General features: G+C 57.1%; 11 protein-coding genes. 7 read left to right on the top strand and 4 right to left on the bottom strand.

All coding sequences use genetic code 11. The features are described 5' to 3' along the window. Nucleotides 1–534 precede the first annotated feature (534 nt). The 3 genes from ACLIRY_RS03545 (at nucleotide 535) to ACLIRY_RS03535 (ending at nucleotide 4,564) form a co-directional block, all read left to right on the top strand. A complete protein-coding gene (locus ACLIRY_RS03545) occupies nucleotides 535–1,620 on the top strand; it encodes a glycosyltransferase family 9 protein (protein WP_413203953.1) in 1,086 nt (361 codons plus the stop codon). A 389-nt stretch (nucleotides 1,621–2,009) separates the two neighbouring features. After that, on the top strand, nucleotides 2,010–2,177 hold the full coding sequence (locus tag ACLIRY_RS03540) for a YdcH family protein (protein WP_413203952.1): 168 nt from the start codon (nucleotides 2,010–2,012) through the stop codon (nucleotides 2,175–2,177). A 464-nt stretch (nucleotides 2,178–2,641) separates the two neighbouring features. After that, nucleotides 2,642–4,564 carry a propionyl-CoA synthetase gene (locus tag ACLIRY_RS03535; RefSeq protein ID WP_413204192.1) on the top strand — a complete coding sequence of 641 codons (1,923 nt, stop codon included), beginning with the start codon at nucleotides 2,642–2,644 and terminating at the stop codon, nucleotides 4,562–4,564. A gap of 86 nt (nucleotides 4,565–4,650) precedes the next feature. On the opposite strand, the gene ACLIRY_RS03530 is transcribed toward ACLIRY_RS03535, so the two are convergent. Next, nucleotides 4,651–5,217 (bottom strand): hypothetical protein, encoded by a 567-nt coding sequence (locus ACLIRY_RS03530; RefSeq protein WP_413203951.1) that lies wholly within the window; start codon nucleotides 5,215–5,217, stop codon nucleotides 4,651–4,653. 356 nt (nucleotides 5,218–5,573) lie between these two features. Between ACLIRY_RS03530 and ACLIRY_RS03525 the strand changes: the two genes are divergently transcribed. Together ACLIRY_RS03525 and ACLIRY_RS03520 are read left to right on the top strand one after the other, a co-directional pair. Continuing rightward, nucleotides 5,574–6,353 (top strand): 3-hydroxybutyrate dehydrogenase, encoded by a 780-nt coding sequence (locus ACLIRY_RS03525; RefSeq protein ID WP_413203950.1) that lies wholly within the window; start codon nucleotides 5,574–5,576, stop codon nucleotides 6,351–6,353. Between the two features lie 242 nt (nucleotides 6,354–6,595). After that, a complete protein-coding gene (locus tag ACLIRY_RS03520; protein ID WP_413203949.1) occupies nucleotides 6,596–7,051 on the top strand; it encodes an acyl-CoA thioesterase in 456 nt (151 codons plus the stop codon). Nucleotides 7,052–7,161: 110 nt separating this feature from the next. Here the strand turns inward: ACLIRY_RS03520 and ACLIRY_RS03515 are convergent, their stop codons facing one another. The 3 genes from ACLIRY_RS03515 to ACLIRY_RS03505 all read right to left on the bottom strand — a co-directional run bounded on the left by ACLIRY_RS03515 (nucleotide 7,162) and on the right by ACLIRY_RS03505 (nucleotide 11,680). Further along, nucleotides 7,162–8,127 (bottom strand): dihydrodipicolinate synthase family protein, encoded by a 966-nt coding sequence (locus tag ACLIRY_RS03515; protein WP_413203948.1) that lies wholly within the window; start codon nucleotides 8,125–8,127, stop codon nucleotides 7,162–7,164. A gap of 917 nt (nucleotides 8,128–9,044) precedes the next feature. Continuing rightward, nucleotides 9,045–9,785, bottom strand: a complete 741-nt coding sequence (locus ACLIRY_RS03510; protein ID WP_413203947.1) for a class I SAM-dependent methyltransferase — start codon at nucleotides 9,783–9,785, stop codon at nucleotides 9,045–9,047. Nucleotides 9,786–10,129: 344 nt separating this feature from the next. After that, nucleotides 10,130–11,680 (bottom strand): GNAT family N-acetyltransferase, encoded by a 1,551-nt coding sequence (locus ACLIRY_RS03505; protein ID WP_413203946.1) that lies wholly within the window; start codon nucleotides 11,678–11,680, stop codon nucleotides 10,130–10,132. A 415-nt stretch (nucleotides 11,681–12,095) separates the two neighbouring features. Here ACLIRY_RS03505 and ACLIRY_RS03500 point away from each other — a divergent pair, with 415 nt between their 5' ends. Both ACLIRY_RS03500 and ACLIRY_RS03495 read left to right on the top strand, forming a co-directional pair. Beyond that, nucleotides 12,096–12,890 (top strand): substrate-binding periplasmic protein, encoded by a 795-nt coding sequence (locus tag ACLIRY_RS03500; protein ID WP_413203945.1) that lies wholly within the window; start codon nucleotides 12,096–12,098, stop codon nucleotides 12,888–12,890. Next, nucleotides 12,887–15,343 carry an HD domain-containing phosphohydrolase gene (locus tag ACLIRY_RS03495; protein WP_413203944.1) on the top strand — a complete coding sequence of 819 codons (2,457 nt, stop codon included), beginning with the start codon at nucleotides 12,887–12,889 and terminating at the stop codon, nucleotides 15,341–15,343. The genes ACLIRY_RS03500 and ACLIRY_RS03495 overlap by 4 nt, the downstream gene beginning before the upstream one ends. The last annotated feature ends 104 nt before the right edge of the window (nucleotides 15,344–15,447 follow it).

Here is a 15,447-nt window from a genome sequence, read left to right as displayed (position 1 = left end):
CTTGCTGGGGCCGCTGGGCCTCAGACCCGAATCCCATAGAGCCCAACCCAAAAGGCATGCCGTGAGTTCAAAAGGCTCCGTCATGCCTGTGAAAACGGGCATCCAAGGTTGATTTCGGTGTCGGCGCTCTTACGCACTGGCGTGGCGGGATGTGCCTCCGGTGCCTGCTCCCACCCCGGATCTCCGATTGCGCGGGAATGACGACTAAGGTGTTGAAATAATGAGAGTCATTCAGGTTGGGTTCTTAAGAAGCACAGGACACGACCGTGTCTCGTGTTTTTTGGGCGATAGCCCAAGCCCATTTGGGGGCCAATGCCCCCAAACCCCCATTTTTCTTTTATCAATAAGAGCCTGGGGTCTGGGGCCTTTCGGCCCCAGTGGGGGACGGGGCAAAGCCCCGTGATGGGAGAGCAATTACTGTCGTGTACCGTGAGCGGAAAACCGGTTGTCCGCTCCGCGTTCCATGCGGTCCCCACTTTTTCGCTCGATGCTCTAAAGTGAGGGCAGATCGTTTCCTTTTTACTCATGGCGAAAATGCACGAGTCATTTCTATCCCATGACGTACGACTAAGGGGGATTGCGGGCTCCGATGGGTCCCGGACAGCCGGAAACGGTCCTGTCATCGTTCTCTATCGGCTGGGATCTCTGGGGGATACCATCGTGGCCTTGCCGTGTATCCACGCGGCCCGACGGACCTTTCCCGATGCGCGCTGGGTCCTTTTGACCAATCATCCCGTTTCCGAAGTGGCTCCCTCACCGGCTTCAGTTCTCGGCAGCTCATTTATCGAGAGAGTCATCGAATATCCCCTGGGAACCCAATCCCTTCCGACCCTTTGGACCTTGGCGAAGGTGCTTCGGTCTCTGGGCTCCGACACCATGATCTACATCCCGGCGAAACGGGGGGGCTGGGCAGCTTGGAGGGATTGGGTGTTTTTTAAGCTGATTGGATTTCGTCGCATCCTGTGCTTTCCCCGCTCTGTGGACTTGCAAACCCATAGACAGGAGAGCGGAACGGGTAACGTGGAGCGGGAAGCCTCTCGTCTGGTGCGCTGTTGCAGGGCGGACTTCGGTCCCATCGACCTTGAGGCCAGAGAAAGCTGGGACCTGCGTTTGACGGCGAAAGAATGTGCCCAGGGGCGGGCGGTGTTGTCGTCGGCGGTTGGGCGTTCCGTGATCGCGGTCAATATGGGGGGCAAGACTCCTCTCCAGGATTGGGGCGAGGAAAACTGGCGTGTCTTGTTTCAAATCCTTGCTCCGTCACGTGGTGAGTATGGGTTGGTCTTCCTTGGGGCTCCCGAAGACCGGGAGCGGGCGGAGAAGGTGGCCGTGGGGTGGCGGGGTTCGGTTCTGAACGCTTGCGGCACCCTGTCCCCTCGGGAATCTGCGGCGGTCTTGGCAGGCGTCGATCTGTTTGTTGGACATGATTCCGGGCCGATGCACCTTGCCGCGAGTCTGGGTGTGAACACATTGGGGTTGTTCGGCACCAAGGATCTTCCGCCTGGCCAATGGTATCCCACGGGCCCCCGGGTTACGGTGCTCCAGGCCACGGATGGGATGCAGTCCCTATCCGTCGAAAGCGTGGTCGACAAGGTCAACGCCCTTTTGGACTCGGACCAGTAAACCATAGGTCTCGTCCTGTGGAATACCTCTCTGTCCATCTTCGGGCCACTCGTCAGATCTTCGCCGTTGTCGCCACAGGAAGAGCGGCAGGTCTCCATTCTGGAACGGAAACCTTTGAAATCACGGTATGAATTTCGGGTTGGGCTCTTATAGCTGCGAGTCGCTTGCTTTGTTGTTACGTTATTTGGATAGTCTGTCTAGTATTTTTATTGATATCAAGGAGTTAGCTAATTTTCTAGCGGAGGACTGGAGCATTCGTCTTGTCTTCGCATTCGCAATATAATTTCAAAATTGACAGAAAAAACATGCTGCTTAATGTTCGCCTTTTTTCCGTCACAAGGGAGTGTTACCGTTTTCTTGTCTGCAAACGAGGTTAGGAGGTCTCTTCCATGGGTCAAGACGCTCGCAAAGATGCTCTTCAGTTCCGTCACGCTGAATTGGAGGATCGTTTGGACAATGAATTCACCCGCCCTTCCCCCGACATGTCAGCCATCGCCGAGTTGAAACGGCAAAAGCTGCGTATCAAGGACGAAATCGCACGGATGGGGACCAGCTGAGCGAGGCCCGATGATCGAATGGGGAGGGGAAATCCTTCCCATTCTTTTTTCGCTTTCGCGCCGCGTTTCCCAGCGCGGCCACACCGTAGTCTAAGAGGACTAAAAGTCGTCTAAGAAGACTGAAAGTGCGGCAATCGTGCTTTTTGAGCCCCGTCCCCGATCTCGGGAGCGGGGCTTGGTGTTTTCCAAGGGATTCTTCTGCTGGCCGCTGCACCTGAGGGTTGCTCGAAAGGTGCGCTCCGGGTAAATATCAAATCCAAGACGCTAAATCTAAGAAGAGTGCGTGATCATCGCACCTACGGGGGGCCAAAGGGGCCCGATCATGCCGGGGAGGGGCATTACCGCGCGGGGGCCACCGCGCCTGAACTGTTTTTCCCAGAGCGAAGAAGAGAAGCGGGGACGGTCCGGGAATTCGGACCCATGAAACGCAAACAAGAGAGAGGGCGCGCCCCTCAGGCGCGCAAATTAGGGGAAACGCCATGGGCAACGCTTACGAAGAGGCATACGCGCTTTCTATCCAGGATAAGTCCGCTTTCTGGGGCAAGGCTGCAGAGGACATCGTCTGGACGAAGACCTGGGACAGTGTCCTTGATGAGTCGAATGCGCCGCTTTACCGCTGGTTCGCTGGCGGGGAAATGAACACCTGTTATAACGCGGTCGACCGTCATGTAGAGGACGGTCGCGCTGATCAGGCCGCCATCATTTACGATAGCCCGATGACAGGGGTGAAGACGACCACCACTTACGCCGAGTTGAAGGATCAGGTGTCCCGCTTTGCCGGAGCCATGGCGGCAAAGGGCGTGACCAAGGGCGATCGGGTCATCCTCTATATGCCCATGATTCCCGAAAGTTTGGTGGCCATGCTGGCCTGCGCTCGCCTCGGGGCTGTGCATTCTGTCGTCTTTGGCGGTTTCGCCCCCCATGAATTGGCGACCCGCATCAACGACTCCCAGCCCAAGGTGATCGTTGCCGCCTCCTGTGGCATCGAGCCGAACCGGGTGATCGCCTACAAGCCCCTGCTTGATGAAGCCATTGAACAGGCAGACCATAAGCCCGAGCATGTGATCGTCTTTCAGCGCGAGCAGGCCAAGGCCGAGTTGACCGCTCCCCGGGATCTGGACTGGGAGGCCATTGCGGCGGAGGCGGAACCCCATGACTGCGTTCCGGTGGCCGCGACCGACCCCCTGTACATCCTGTACACCTCTGGCACCACCGGCCAGCCGAAGGGCGTCGTCCGCGACAATGGCGGGCATGCGGTGGCCCTCAAGTGGTCGATGAAGGCGATCTATAACATCAACCCGGGCGAAGTTTTCTGGGCCGCGTCGGATGTGGGTTGGGTCGTGGGGCACTCCTATATCTGCTATGGCCCATTGTTGCAGGGCGCGACGACAGTGGTTTTCGAGGGCAAGCCTGTGGGAACGCCAGACGCCGGGACGTTCTGGCGGGTGATCGCCGAACACAACGTGGTAACCTTGTTCACCGCTCCGACGGCCTTCCGTGCCATTAAGCGAGAAGATCCGGATGCCGCGTTCCTCGAAAAATATGACATGTCCAAGTTCCGGGCTCTGTTCCTGGCGGGCGAACGTTGTGATCCGGCCACCATCGAATGGGCCGAAGCGGTCCTGAAGGTGCCCGTGATCGACCATTGGTGGCAGACGGAGACAGGGTGGTCCATCGCGGCCAACTGCTTGGGTCTGCACCTGTTTCCGGTCAAGCATGGCAGCCCTACCCGGGCCGCGCCCGGTTGGGACGTCCGCGTCCTGGATGACAACAATCACGAGGTCGAACCGGGCCAAATCGGCGCATTGGTTTGCAAGCTCCCCCTGCCGCCGGGTACCTTGCCGACCCTTTGGAATGCCGAGGCGCGCTTCCGCCAAGCCTACCTCAATGACTTTCCGGGATACTATAAGACCGGTGATGCGGGCTTCATCGATGATGACGGCTATATCTACGTGATGACCCGAACGGACGACATTATCAATGTCGCAGGGCACCGCCTCTCCACAGGCGCTATGGAGGAAGTTCTGGCCGGTCACCCCTCGGTTGCGGAATGTGCCGTCATTGGAGTTGCCGATGACCTGAAGGGGCAGGTGCCGCTTGGTTTCGTCTGCCTGAAGACTGGGATCAATACCCCCGCAGAACAGATCGCCAAGGAATGTGCCTCTCTGGTACGGGAGCAGATTGGACCCGTTGCCGCCTATAAGCAAACAGTGGTCGTGCACCGTTTGCCTAAGACCCGGTCGGGCAAGATTCTACGGGGGACCATGCAGAAGATCGCCGACAACCAGGAGTTCAAAATGCCCGCCACCATCGATGACCCCGGTATCCTGCCGGAAATCGAGGAGGCCCTGGAAAGCATCGGTTTGGCAAGGAAGCGCTCAAACTGAGGGAGCTGATCATCCACCAAGGCAAAGGGCTCTGAATCTTGGGATTCAGAGCCCTTTGCTACTCTGCAGACGTGGTCTGCTGCCCATCAGCGGGAGACCCACTCCACATCGTCGTCCTGCTCGACCTTCCCATAATCGGCTAATTGGCGGACCATCTGTCGCGCCAAACGGTCCGGGGCAGCCATGGGGTCCTCGGGCGAGCGGTCAACGGATCCCTGAACCGCCGTATACACATGTCCACCTGAACAGAGGGCGGCGAGCATATGGATACGATCCGGGTCCGCAGTCCCGGCTGTTTTTGGGGCAAGGCTTCCAGTACAGAGCGGAGCGGGGTCCGTCCCCGAGGATGCGTCCATCAGCCAAACCATGTGATTAGAGGGAAGGGGATCGAGCCCCCGACCGTCGACGACTTTGGCCGGGTACCAAGTGATTCCCGTCGTTACGGCATGTTCGATCAGAGCAAGGCTTTCGTCAGCGGTGGCGCCGGGATAGGCCGCACCAATGACTGTTACCGGAATGGGGCCACCTTGCAGCGCCGTAAGGACTTGGGGCCAGGCCCCACCCGTTGCGCTGAGTACGGTCACACTCCGGGGAATGGGGCCACAAGCGGTCAATGTGGCTGCGAGCAGACCAAGGGCGACGAGGTGTTTCATGGGGCTTTGGCTCCGGTGTGTCTCTAATTCTTTGGGGGTATCTCGGGGGTGGAAGGAGTGGGGTCAAGGGGGGCCGGGTTAAGGGATAGGGCAACCCGAGGTTCATTCTACGGAAAGAAACCACAAAACTTCGATCTCCGCGTGCGCGGGGATGACGATAAAAGCGTTTTTTCCGCACCCTGTTAAAGGGGGGCCAGAATGGAAAGCGACTTTTCATGGGGGGCGGGAAACAGGTGCAGGCTGCCTTGGGAATACCCAGATTCAGGTTTTCCGCATATCCTTTCAGGGTGGTATCTTCCCGAAGGGTTCCTCCAACCGGAGGGACGATGCACATCAAAAGCGAGAGGACGTAGGTCATGAAGGGTAAGAGCGCGCTGGTTACCGGATCCACCAGTGGTATCGGCTTGGGCGTGGCCAAGGCCTTGGCGGCCCAGGGCTGCGACATTGTCCTGAACGGCTTTGGCGACAAGGACGAGATCGAGAAAATCCGCGCAGGCATCGAGGCTGATTACGGTGTTCGCGCCGTTTACCTTTTCGCCGACCTGTCCAAGGGCGACGCTGCCCGCAAGTTGGTGGAGGACGCCATCGAGGCGTTCGGAAAACTCGATATCCTGGTCAACAACGCCGGAATCCAGCACACCGATTTTATCCCAGATTTCCCTGTGGAGAAGTGGGATGCGGTGATCGCCATCAACCTGTCCGCCGTCTTCCATTGCTCCGCCGCTGCCCTGCCGGGCATGCAGGAACGGAACTGGGGGCGTATCATCAATATCGCCAGCGCCCATGGGCTGGTCGCTAGCGCCAAGAAGGCTGCCTATGTGGCCGCCAAGCATGGTGTTGTTGGACTGACCAAGGTTGCAGCCCTGGAAAATGCCACCAGCCATGTCACCGTTAATGCCATCTGCCCGGGTTGGGTGCACACGCCCCTGGTGGAAAAGCAGATCGAGGCACGCGCCGAGGCCGAGGGCAAGTCCATTGAGGAGGCCAATAAGGAGTTGTTGGGTGAAAAACAACCGTCCCTGCGTTTCGTTACACCCGAGCAGATCGGCGGTATGGCCGTCTATCTTTGCTCCGAAGCTGCAGATACGGTGACCGGCGCCCACTTTTCAATCGATGGCGGTTGGACAGCCCAATAGGATTTGGGGATATCTTGATACTTCGGGGGGCTTCTGCCCCCGTTCCACCGAAGGTGGACATCGTAACACTCGGGGGGCTTCTGCCCCCGTTCCACCGAAGGTGGACATCGTAACACTCGGGGGGCTTCTGCCCCCCGTTCCACCGAAGGTGGACATCGTAACATTCGGGGGGCTTCTGCCCCCCGATCCCCCCGACCGGGAAGCACAGCTTCCCCGACCCTTCAGTCTTTCCCAGGTTTTTCATGCCCAAACACCCAATCGAACAGCGCAGCGCCTTCCGCTATTTCACACCGATCCAAATCCGTTGGGGAGATCTCGATCCCTTTAATCACGTTAATAATGTGCTTTATTACCGCTATTTTGAATTGTCTATCGTAACCTTCCTCGCTACTGAAGGGGGATTGGACCTTACCGGGGATTCGCCCATCGTAAGTTTCGCCGCCGAAAGCCGCTGCGTTTTTAATAAAGCCGTCGATTTGTCTGGTTTCGGCCCCCAAGGGGTCATGATTGATGGCGCCGTCAGGGTTGACCGTCTCGGGTCATCCAGTGTCACCTGGGGACTGGCCCTGTTCCGCCAGGGAGAAGAGGACGCAGCAGCCCAAGGGAGTTGGACCCACGTCTTCGTGGACCGGCAAACCACCCGGCCCACTCCCATTCCTGACGATCTGCGAGCTGCCCTCGAACGCTATACCGTTTGATTGCGAGCGGTCAATTGTACTGCCATTGCTGGATTTACCTCCGTTATCTGTTTCCACCCTGGATTCCCGCGTACGCGGGAATGACAGATAATCTATTGAAATAATGAGAGCTATTTCGGGTTGGGTTCTTTGGCCCCGTTCAGGCTTGTGCTCCAGTCTGCATACCAATCCTTGAACAGCTTGTACTGCGCTTCGGCGTAATTGCGTTGGGAGTCTGTCAGGGCGTCTTCTTCGTAGAAGTGGAGCCCGTATTCGGCGTCCCCACCGAGAACCATCATATGCTTGTAGTACAACACCAGGTCCGGACCCTCATCAAAGGTGGAGAGCACATGCAGGGCCTCCTCCAGCTCCTTGGCTTGAACCCGTGCTACGGCATCTCCGGCGGCGGCCTTCTGACAGAGCGAGACCAGATGCAGAACCTCGCGCGGTAGCGCGTTGCCGATGCCGGTGATTGCACCTTTGGCGCCGCAGTTGACGTAACCATGGAACACAGTGGTGTCGACGCCAATCATCAGCGTGACGTTCTCGTCCTGCGAGGTGATGTTCTCTGCGGCATAGCGCAGGTCGGCAACCCCGCCGAACTCCTTGAAGCCGACCAGATTGGGATGCTCGGCTCGCAGGGCGAAGAACAGGTCGGCTCGGGTTGCAAACCCATAGTAGGGGCTGTTGTAGATGACTGCGGGAAGGTCGGGTGCCGCCGACAGGATGGCCTTGAAATGCGCCTTCTGCGCGGCGGTCGACGAGCCGCGGGAGAGGACACGGGGGATGATCATCAGTCCGCTGGCGCCAACCTTGGCCGCGTGAGCCGCATGGGCGATGGCTTGCTTGGTATTGACGGCTCCGGTGCCGACGACTGTTGGAATGCCTGCGGCGACCAGACGGCCGACGCCTTCTTGGCGTTCCTCGTCGGTCAATAGGGGCCAATCGCCCATAGACCCACAGTAGATCACTGCCGACATGCCGTGGGCGATCAACTCCTTGGCCTTCTTCACGAGGGCGTCGAAATCCGGGGTGCGATCCGGTTTACAGGGGGTCATGAGAGCTGGCATGCAGCCGGTGAAGACGGAATCAGCCATGGTCGTTTCCTTTGTGGGCTTTTCAGTCGATTTCGAATGGGTCCGAATAAGAACGTCCCGTGAATGGGGAAGCCCATAGGTCATATCTGGGGGCGATGGACTTCAGGGAGAATATACACGTTATCGGAGAATCGCTCGAGAAAGCTGGCATAGAAGGGTGAGCCTTCGGGAACAGATGTGGGATCTACCAAGTTATTTCTTGGGCCATGGCAGGCGTGCCCATGACCAGTATGGAAGCGATCAGCCCCCAGGTCTTCAAGCGAATAAACATTCCAATATTCTCCTTTGGTGCGGCGTGTTCCTTCTGAACGCGCGTGCCGAAAGGGAAGGGACCATTGAACATGACGTCGCGGCCCGGGACGTCGCCAATGGAGGAATGGTATGGGGATGAATAATTTTTGTCGACAATAAAAATACTTATAGTGGGAAGGTGAACAGGGGCTGATTTAAAATCCATTTTTTAAAGGAGTGTTTTGCGGGATACCCCCTCCAAGTGGAGGCTTATACCAAGGTGCGGTGAGTTTGCCTCACCGCACCTTGGAAGCGGCCAAGTGGTCGCCGCGCCTTATGGCGCGTAACAGCCCGCCTGGCGTTTGAACGCAAGAAAAGCGGCGTGGGTTTCAACCCGCGCCGCTTGGTATAAGGGTCTGGCAACGTGCAGAGGCGGTTGATCCATTCCTCGGAAATGCCCGGTACACGACAGGGGATGTTTTCCCGTCTCGGGGCTTTGCCCCGTTCCCCACTGAGGCCGCAAGGCCCCAGACTTCGGGGTCTTATGTGTAAAAGAAAAATGGGGGGGTGCGGGCATTTGCGCCCAAATGGGCTTGGGTAGTCTCCCAAAAAATATAAAAGACTGCCGTGTACCGTGTCGGAAAGGGTCTTGGAAGCGGCCCCCTTGATCTCGGAGCACTCTGGCATCACGGTGTCGGATGTTTACGCCAGATCCCCTCGGTCGAAGGCGGCGCGTCTAAAATGAGCCGATTGTCCGGTCCGTAAATTGGGTTTGGGGGGGTGGTCTGAACGCGAGCGAGGGTGAGGACTGGCTGGAACAGGTGAAATGTCGCCGTATCACTGAAGCGGAAGTGGCTGTTGCGCAAAACCAGAAGGCCTCCCGGCTTGATACAGCGCGCCAGATCCTCAATGCTTTGGGCGAAGTCCGCGAACCGAATTCGGTGATCACACCGTTGAGGATGCAGACCTTGAAGGTCACAGTGGCGAAATACGGCCATGGCGAGAACCGCGTCATAAGTCTCTGATGGCTCTGCTTTGGTCGATGACGCGACGGCAAAGGAAATTCGGTCTGCCCAGATAGGGGGCGTCGAAAGGCGCGCCTTATCAACAGCGCGACGGTTGATGTCGAGGCCCCGGACAGTGGCATCAGTCAATAAGCGGGCAAGACTAAAGACTTCTTCGCCCGTGGAGCACCCGAAAGACAGTAACCGTGGATTTTTCTGGTCTTTGAGTTCGGTGCAAACGACTTTGAAACAAATGGGGTAGCGGTCGCACGTGGTGTGACCATCGGGTTGGAATAAACCGGGCGGGGACCGCAACCGCAACAGGATGGTTTCTCTGTCCTTGGAATGCCGCAGCGCTCGCCAGAGGAGGCGCAACGGCTGGATAAAGGAGGAGTGCGTGAATTTTGTCCAATATGTTTTCATGTATGACTTAGGATCGGAGTGAAATCGTTAATGGGGGCAGTCACGCGGCAAAGCCCCGTCCCCCAACTGGGGCCGAAAGGTCCCAGACGTCAGGCCCATATTTATAAAAGAAAAATGGGGGTTTGGGGGCATTTGCCCCCAAATGGGCTTGGGCTATCGCCCAAAAAAAGACGAGACACTGTCGTGTATTCTGGTCCGTGTTCACGGGCATGACGGAACTCTTTGAATTTACGGGATGAATTTTGGGTTGGGCTTTAAGGTCCCAGGCAAGGGAGAAAGGATAGGAAACGCGGGTTAAGCCCACCCCGATCCCCGCCCGGTTTCAAACTGAATGCGCCGTTGGGCTATTTTCGTTTCCAGTCGACCGTATATAGATCGAACCGGCGGTCCTTGAGATTTTGCACCGTCCCTGAGTCCCGCGCGGCGTTTAGGTCATCCAATCGCAGATCGGCGAAGGCAACCATTTCTACGTTCGGCGTTGTGTCCGCAGCGATACCATCCCGCGCGAAAGGGGTGTCACAGGGGGTTAGAATGCAGCTTTGGGCGTATTGGATATCCATGTTCTCGACGTTGGGCAGGTTGCCCACGTTCCCCGACATGATGACATAGGCTTGGTTCTCTACCGCTCGCGCCTGGCAGCAGTAGCGGACACGCAAGTAGCTTTGCCGCTCGTCAGTGCAGAAGGGAACGAAGAGCATGCGGGCCCCCTGGTCGACAAGGTGACGGGCCAGTTCCGGGAATTCGCTATCGTAGCAGATCATCACTCCGATTGGGCCGCAGTCGGTCATGATGGTGTCGCTTTCGTTACCCCCTTCAATCCGCCACCAGTACCGTTCATTCGGGGTGGGGTGGATCTTGACTTGGCTGTGGATCGAGCCATCCCTCAGGCAGACATAGCAAATGTTCTGGATTGTCCCATCCTCCACTCGCGTTGGGTGGGATCCGCCGATGATGTTGATGTTGTAACTGACAGCCAGATCTGACAGCAGCTTCTTGAGGCGCTCGGTGTAACTGGTCAGATGGGCAATGGCTTCGTTGGCCGGAATCGGCTCGTTTTCGATGGAGAGTAGCTGGAGAGTGAACAGCTCAGGGAAGACCACGAAGTCAGCCTTATAATCCGCGACCACGTCCACAAAATACTCGACGTTTTTACCGAATTCTTCGAAGGAGCTGACCCGGCGTTGCTGATATTGGACAATGGAGACACGCACGGTGTTTGGCTCCCGTGCCGGTCGGCGACGGCGTCCAACGACCTCGGGCTCGACGAATGTGGGGTTCTGCCAGACCAGGTGGGCTGCGTATCCCAGACTTTCTTTGTCCGACGGCAGATAATCTTTCAGGATGCCGTGGACATCGAAGCCATTGCGTAATTGGAAGGAAAGGACAGGGTCGCGGAGGCGTTTTTCCACCACAGCTTTCACATAGCCCTCTGCGCCCCCGACTTTGGCGGCGCGTCGAACCAATCCCGGTAGGCGCCCACCGAAGATGATGCCGCGTAGCCCCAAGGACTCGCAAAGGGACTTCCGCGCTGTATACAGGCGCTGTCCCAGACGCAGGCCCCGATTTTCCGGATCGACGAAGACCTCCATACCGTAGAGCCAATCTCCCTCCGGATCGTGGCGGCTGGCGAACCCTCCACCCGTGATCTCCGTCCAGGTGTGCGGGGCGAGGGCGATCTCACCCGTGACCCGGAAGGTGGCGCAATAGCCGACAATGTTTCCCTCAAGCACGGCAACGAATTGGCCTTCAGGGAAGTTTTGAAGTTGGCCGCGCAACTGGGCTGTCGAATAGGGAGCCGAGTCGGCATAGACCTTTGCGCAAAGCTCTCGGATGGCCGGAATGTCCGAGAGGGTGGCGTGGCGGACAACCAGGCGGGGGGTGGATTCGTCGGTCATGGGGATCCTTTTCCAAGTTTTGCTTGGAATAATGGGTGTCGAGGGAATTGGTTCCCAAATAAGGTTGCAACCACGAGAGCATTTCAGGTCTTCGGCGTTACTCGGTCCAGAGCGTCTTCCCCTCTGGCATCGCGTCCCGCTCCAGCCCCCGCGCCATGAAGACGACCATGTTGCGGTTGTAAGGGGGGGGGAGGATACCGGGCCCATGCGATCGGTTTGATCAGGGGGAGGGGGTCCGAAAAGAACAGGATTTGCTTCCAGCTGTAGAGCTATTTCTGAGCGTCCTTATAAGGGTGGAAAAAGAAACGCCTTGGGGTTTTTTCTTCCCGTCGCGCCCAGACCGTGTTTGGAGTACTGTTTTAGTGGCCTGTGTGAGCACAAAAGGTGATTTGAGATCGGACAACTGGAGGGCAGGATGAAGGGCTGGTCCGTCGCCGCTCTGGCAGGTGTCGTCCAGAGCGGATGTGTTTTGGGCGTATTTGTTTTGAGCGTGGTTGTTTTGGGTTCGGTGGCAGGCAATGCCGGACCCGCTCGAGCTGCTGAGAAGCCTTTGAAGGTCCTGGTCTTCGAGCGACCTCCTTATTATGAGTCCAGAGCAGACGGTGGCTATATTGGTCTGGTGGCGACACCTGCCAAGATGGCTTTTGACAAAGCCGGAATTTTCTTTGAATGGGTTCAGACGCAACCCAATGGTCATCTCAGGGCCATTGAGGCCAATAGAGGTCCCCTTTGTGCCCTGGGGTGGTTCAAGCGGGCCGACAGGGAGGTCTTTGGCCAGTTTTCTGACGTGATCTATACGGATAAACCATCAAGGATCATGACACGTGCCGACAATGTCGCCGTTCAGTTCCATAAGACGGCTCAGGGAATGCTGGCGGATAAGAGTCTGCGTATGGGAGGCAAACTGGGCTATTCCTATGGGTCATATTTGGACGGTTTGGTTGCAGGCTTGGATCCACCCCGTGTGACAGTATCACAGGATGAAACGGGTATGGCCCGAATGCTATTGGGCGGTCGGTTCGACTATATGATCGTATCTGAAGTGGAGGCCATGGTTCTGATGGATAGCCTGGCCGCTGCGGCGGAAGACATCGTGCTGTTGACCATGTCCGACATTCCGCCGGGAAATGACCGGCACTTGATCTGTTCCAAGGCGACGGATCCTGGGCTGATTGCCCGCTTTAACCAAGCATTGGGAGATCTGCAATGACAGCGCCTTGTGGAAGGGCCTCGTTGAGGATCAAGCTGCTGGCGATCGTTCTCCCTGGCATCATTTTGGTTTTGATGTCTGTCTTCGCGGTTTTGGAAAGCCAAAATCATGCGGAGAGACTGGCGCAACTGCGGGAGCGGTTGGTCCGTTTCGCACAAAGCAGTGCTGTCGTCCTGGCGCAACCCGTCTGGACCTATGATGATGCTCTGTTGAAGGATTTTATTTCGGTGATGATGGCGCATCCGGAATTCAAGGGCCTGATCGTCCTGGATGCCGATACCCAAATCCTGGCGACCGGGGGCGATGTGAGCGCGATGGAAAGCGACCTGGATTTTGTCGTCTCCGAGCCGATCACCTATTACGAGGGAGAGAAGGCCCATCGGGTCGGCTTCCTGCGGGTTGCATTTGACCAACATGTCATCGACGCAGAGGTGCGATCCACGGTCAAACGTTACGCCATCACCGGGGTTGCCCTGGTTGTGCTGATGACCCTGATTATCTGGGTTGCGACGGACCGTTTGATCTTTGTGCCCCTGGAACGGTTGCGGCAAGCCATGCTCGCCAACCAGGATAAATCTGGAACGCGCCATGTCGATTGGACCAGCGGTGATGAGCTGGGTGAGGTGATCCGGACCTATAACCTTATGGAAAGCCGACGGAAGGAATTGGAATATAGCCGTTCCAAGATGATCGAGTTGGGCATTCTCATGGGGTCTGAGAGGAATGCCAAGCGGTTGATTGAAACCCTGCTGATGGCGGCAAAGGATATCCATGGGGCCGATGGCGGAACGGTCTATGTTCTCGATCCCGATCGGGAGGAGCTGACCTTCGGTATTATTCTGAATCAATCTCTGGGTATTCGGTTGGGCGGGGAGACGGGGGATGACATTCCCTTTCCGCCCTTGAAGTTGAGGAATCCGGATGGGACCGAAAATCATTCCCAATTGGCGACCCATGCAGCATTGACCGGGAACGTCATCAATATTCCCGATGCCTATGACTCAGCGCTTTTTGACTTTACCGGACCCAAGCGCTTTGACGAAGCCAATGGCTATCGCTCCATGAGCTTTTTGGTCATACCGCTGCGGAACCGGCAGGGGCAGGTGACCGGCGTCCTGCAATTGATCAACGCTTCGGACCCGGAGACCGGCGAGGTGATTCCCTTCGACGAGAGTAAAATCCCCGTGGTCGAGTCCATGGCCGTCCAGGCCGGTGTTGCCTTGGAAGTTCAACTGCTTATCGAAGCCCAGCGCGATCTCCTCGACAGCTTTATCGAGCTCATCGCTTCGGCCATCGATGCCAAGTCCGCTTATACGGGTGGGCATTGCGCCAGGGTGCCGGAAATCGCCCGCATGCTGACCGAGGCTGCCTGTGCTGAGACAGAAGGACCTTTCGCCCTCTTTGACTTGACCGATGAGGAGTGGCGTGAGCTGCATATCGCGAGTTGGTTGCACGACTGCGGCAAGGTGACGAGCCCTGAATACGTGGTCGATAAAGCCACCAAGCTGGAGACGATCTACAACCGCATTCACGAGGTTCGAATGCGGTTTGAGGTGTTGTGGCGCGACGCGGAGATCGGCTATCGGGACAGCCTGTTGGCCGGAGCCGACCCCGCCCAGGCCCGGGCGCGCATGGCGGAGGAGCAAGCCCGCCTGTTGGAGGAGTTCGCCTTTGTCGCAAAGACCAATATTGGCGGTGAATCCATGGATGATGGGGAGATCGAACGCCTAAGGGCCATTGGCGAGCGGACCTGGGTGCGTCATTTCGATGATCGGCAAGGCCTGTCCATTGCTGAAGAACAACGGTTGGAGGGTGTGCCAAGGATACCCGCTCCTGCTTTGGAGACTCTATTGGCAGATCGACCGAACCATATTTTCCATTGGCCGGATGGCAAGCCACCGCTTGAGGAGGAGAACAGGTACGGTATCCGTATGATGCCCCCTGCAGTCCAATATAATCACGGGGAATTCTATAACCTGTCCATTCGCCGAGGCACCTTGACAGAAGAAGAGCGCTACAAGATCAATGACCACATTACGCAGACTATTGTGATGTTGGAAAACCTCCCCTTACCGCAGGGATTGAAGCGGGTGCCTGAATACGCGAGCGGGCACCATGAGAAAATGGACGGGACCGGATATCCGCGAGGCATTAAGGCTGGCGAGATGTCCGTTCCTGCTCGGATCATGGCCATCGCCGATATTTTCGAGGCGCTGACTGCGGTGGATCGCCCCTATAAGACGCCCAAGACTATTTCGGAAGCGTTGAAGATCATGGCGAGCATGGTTGCGGGAGGCCATATCGACCCTGACTTGTACGCGCTGTTCTTGCGATCAGGGGTTTGGCGTGAATACGCGGAAAGTTATTTGCGACCCGATCAATTGGATGATGTGGATATCAGTGAGTATTTTCCAGGCAAACCGGTTGATGATCAGCCTAAAGCGGAACCATGATCGTTTGTGGGGTGTTTTTGGAAACGGCTGTTTTCCATTTGGTTGAGCTGGATACGATGTTTCCTCGTTTCGGAAACCACCCGCTTTACCCCGGATAACCCCTG

It is taken from the genome of Rhodospirillum sp. A1_3_36 (assembly GCF_047263945.1).
Lineage (GTDB): Bacteria > Pseudomonadota > Alphaproteobacteria > Rhodospirillales > Rhodospirillaceae > Rhodospirillum.
This window is presented reverse-complemented; position numbering and strand designations above follow the sequence as displayed.

Excerpts from the sequence above, each read along its gene's own strand:
- ACLIRY_RS03545 (WP_413203953.1), top strand. The coding sequence starts at position 535 with ATGCACGAGTCATTTCTATCCCATGACGTACGACTAAGGGGGATTGCG.
- ACLIRY_RS03540 (WP_413203952.1), top strand. The coding sequence starts at position 2,010 with ATGGGTCAAGACGCTCGCAAAGATGCTCTTCAGTTCCGTCACGCTGAA.
- ACLIRY_RS03530 (WP_413203951.1), bottom strand. The coding sequence starts at position 5,217 with ATGAAACACCTCGTCGCCCTTGGTCTGCTCGCAGCCACATTGACCGCT.
- ACLIRY_RS03525 (WP_413203950.1), top strand. The coding sequence starts at position 5,574 with ATGAAGGGTAAGAGCGCGCTGGTTACCGGATCCACCAGTGGTATCGGC.
- ACLIRY_RS03520 (WP_413203949.1), top strand. The coding sequence starts at position 6,596 with ATGCCCAAACACCCAATCGAACAGCGCAGCGCCTTCCGCTATTTCACA.
- ACLIRY_RS03515 (WP_413203948.1), bottom strand. The coding sequence starts at position 8,127 with ATGGCTGATTCCGTCTTCACCGGCTGCATGCCAGCTCTCATGACCCCC.
- ACLIRY_RS03510 (WP_413203947.1), bottom strand. The coding sequence starts at position 9,785 with ATGAAAACATATTGGACAAAATTCACGCACTCCTCCTTTATCCAGCCG.
- ACLIRY_RS03505 (WP_413203946.1), bottom strand. The coding sequence starts at position 11,680 with ATGACCGACGAATCCACCCCCCGCCTGGTTGTCCGCCACGCCACCCTC.
- ACLIRY_RS03500 (WP_413203945.1), top strand. The coding sequence starts at position 12,096 with ATGAAGGGCTGGTCCGTCGCCGCTCTGGCAGGTGTCGTCCAGAGCGGA.
- ACLIRY_RS03495 (WP_413203944.1), top strand. The coding sequence starts at position 12,887 with ATGACAGCGCCTTGTGGAAGGGCCTCGTTGAGGATCAAGCTGCTGGCG.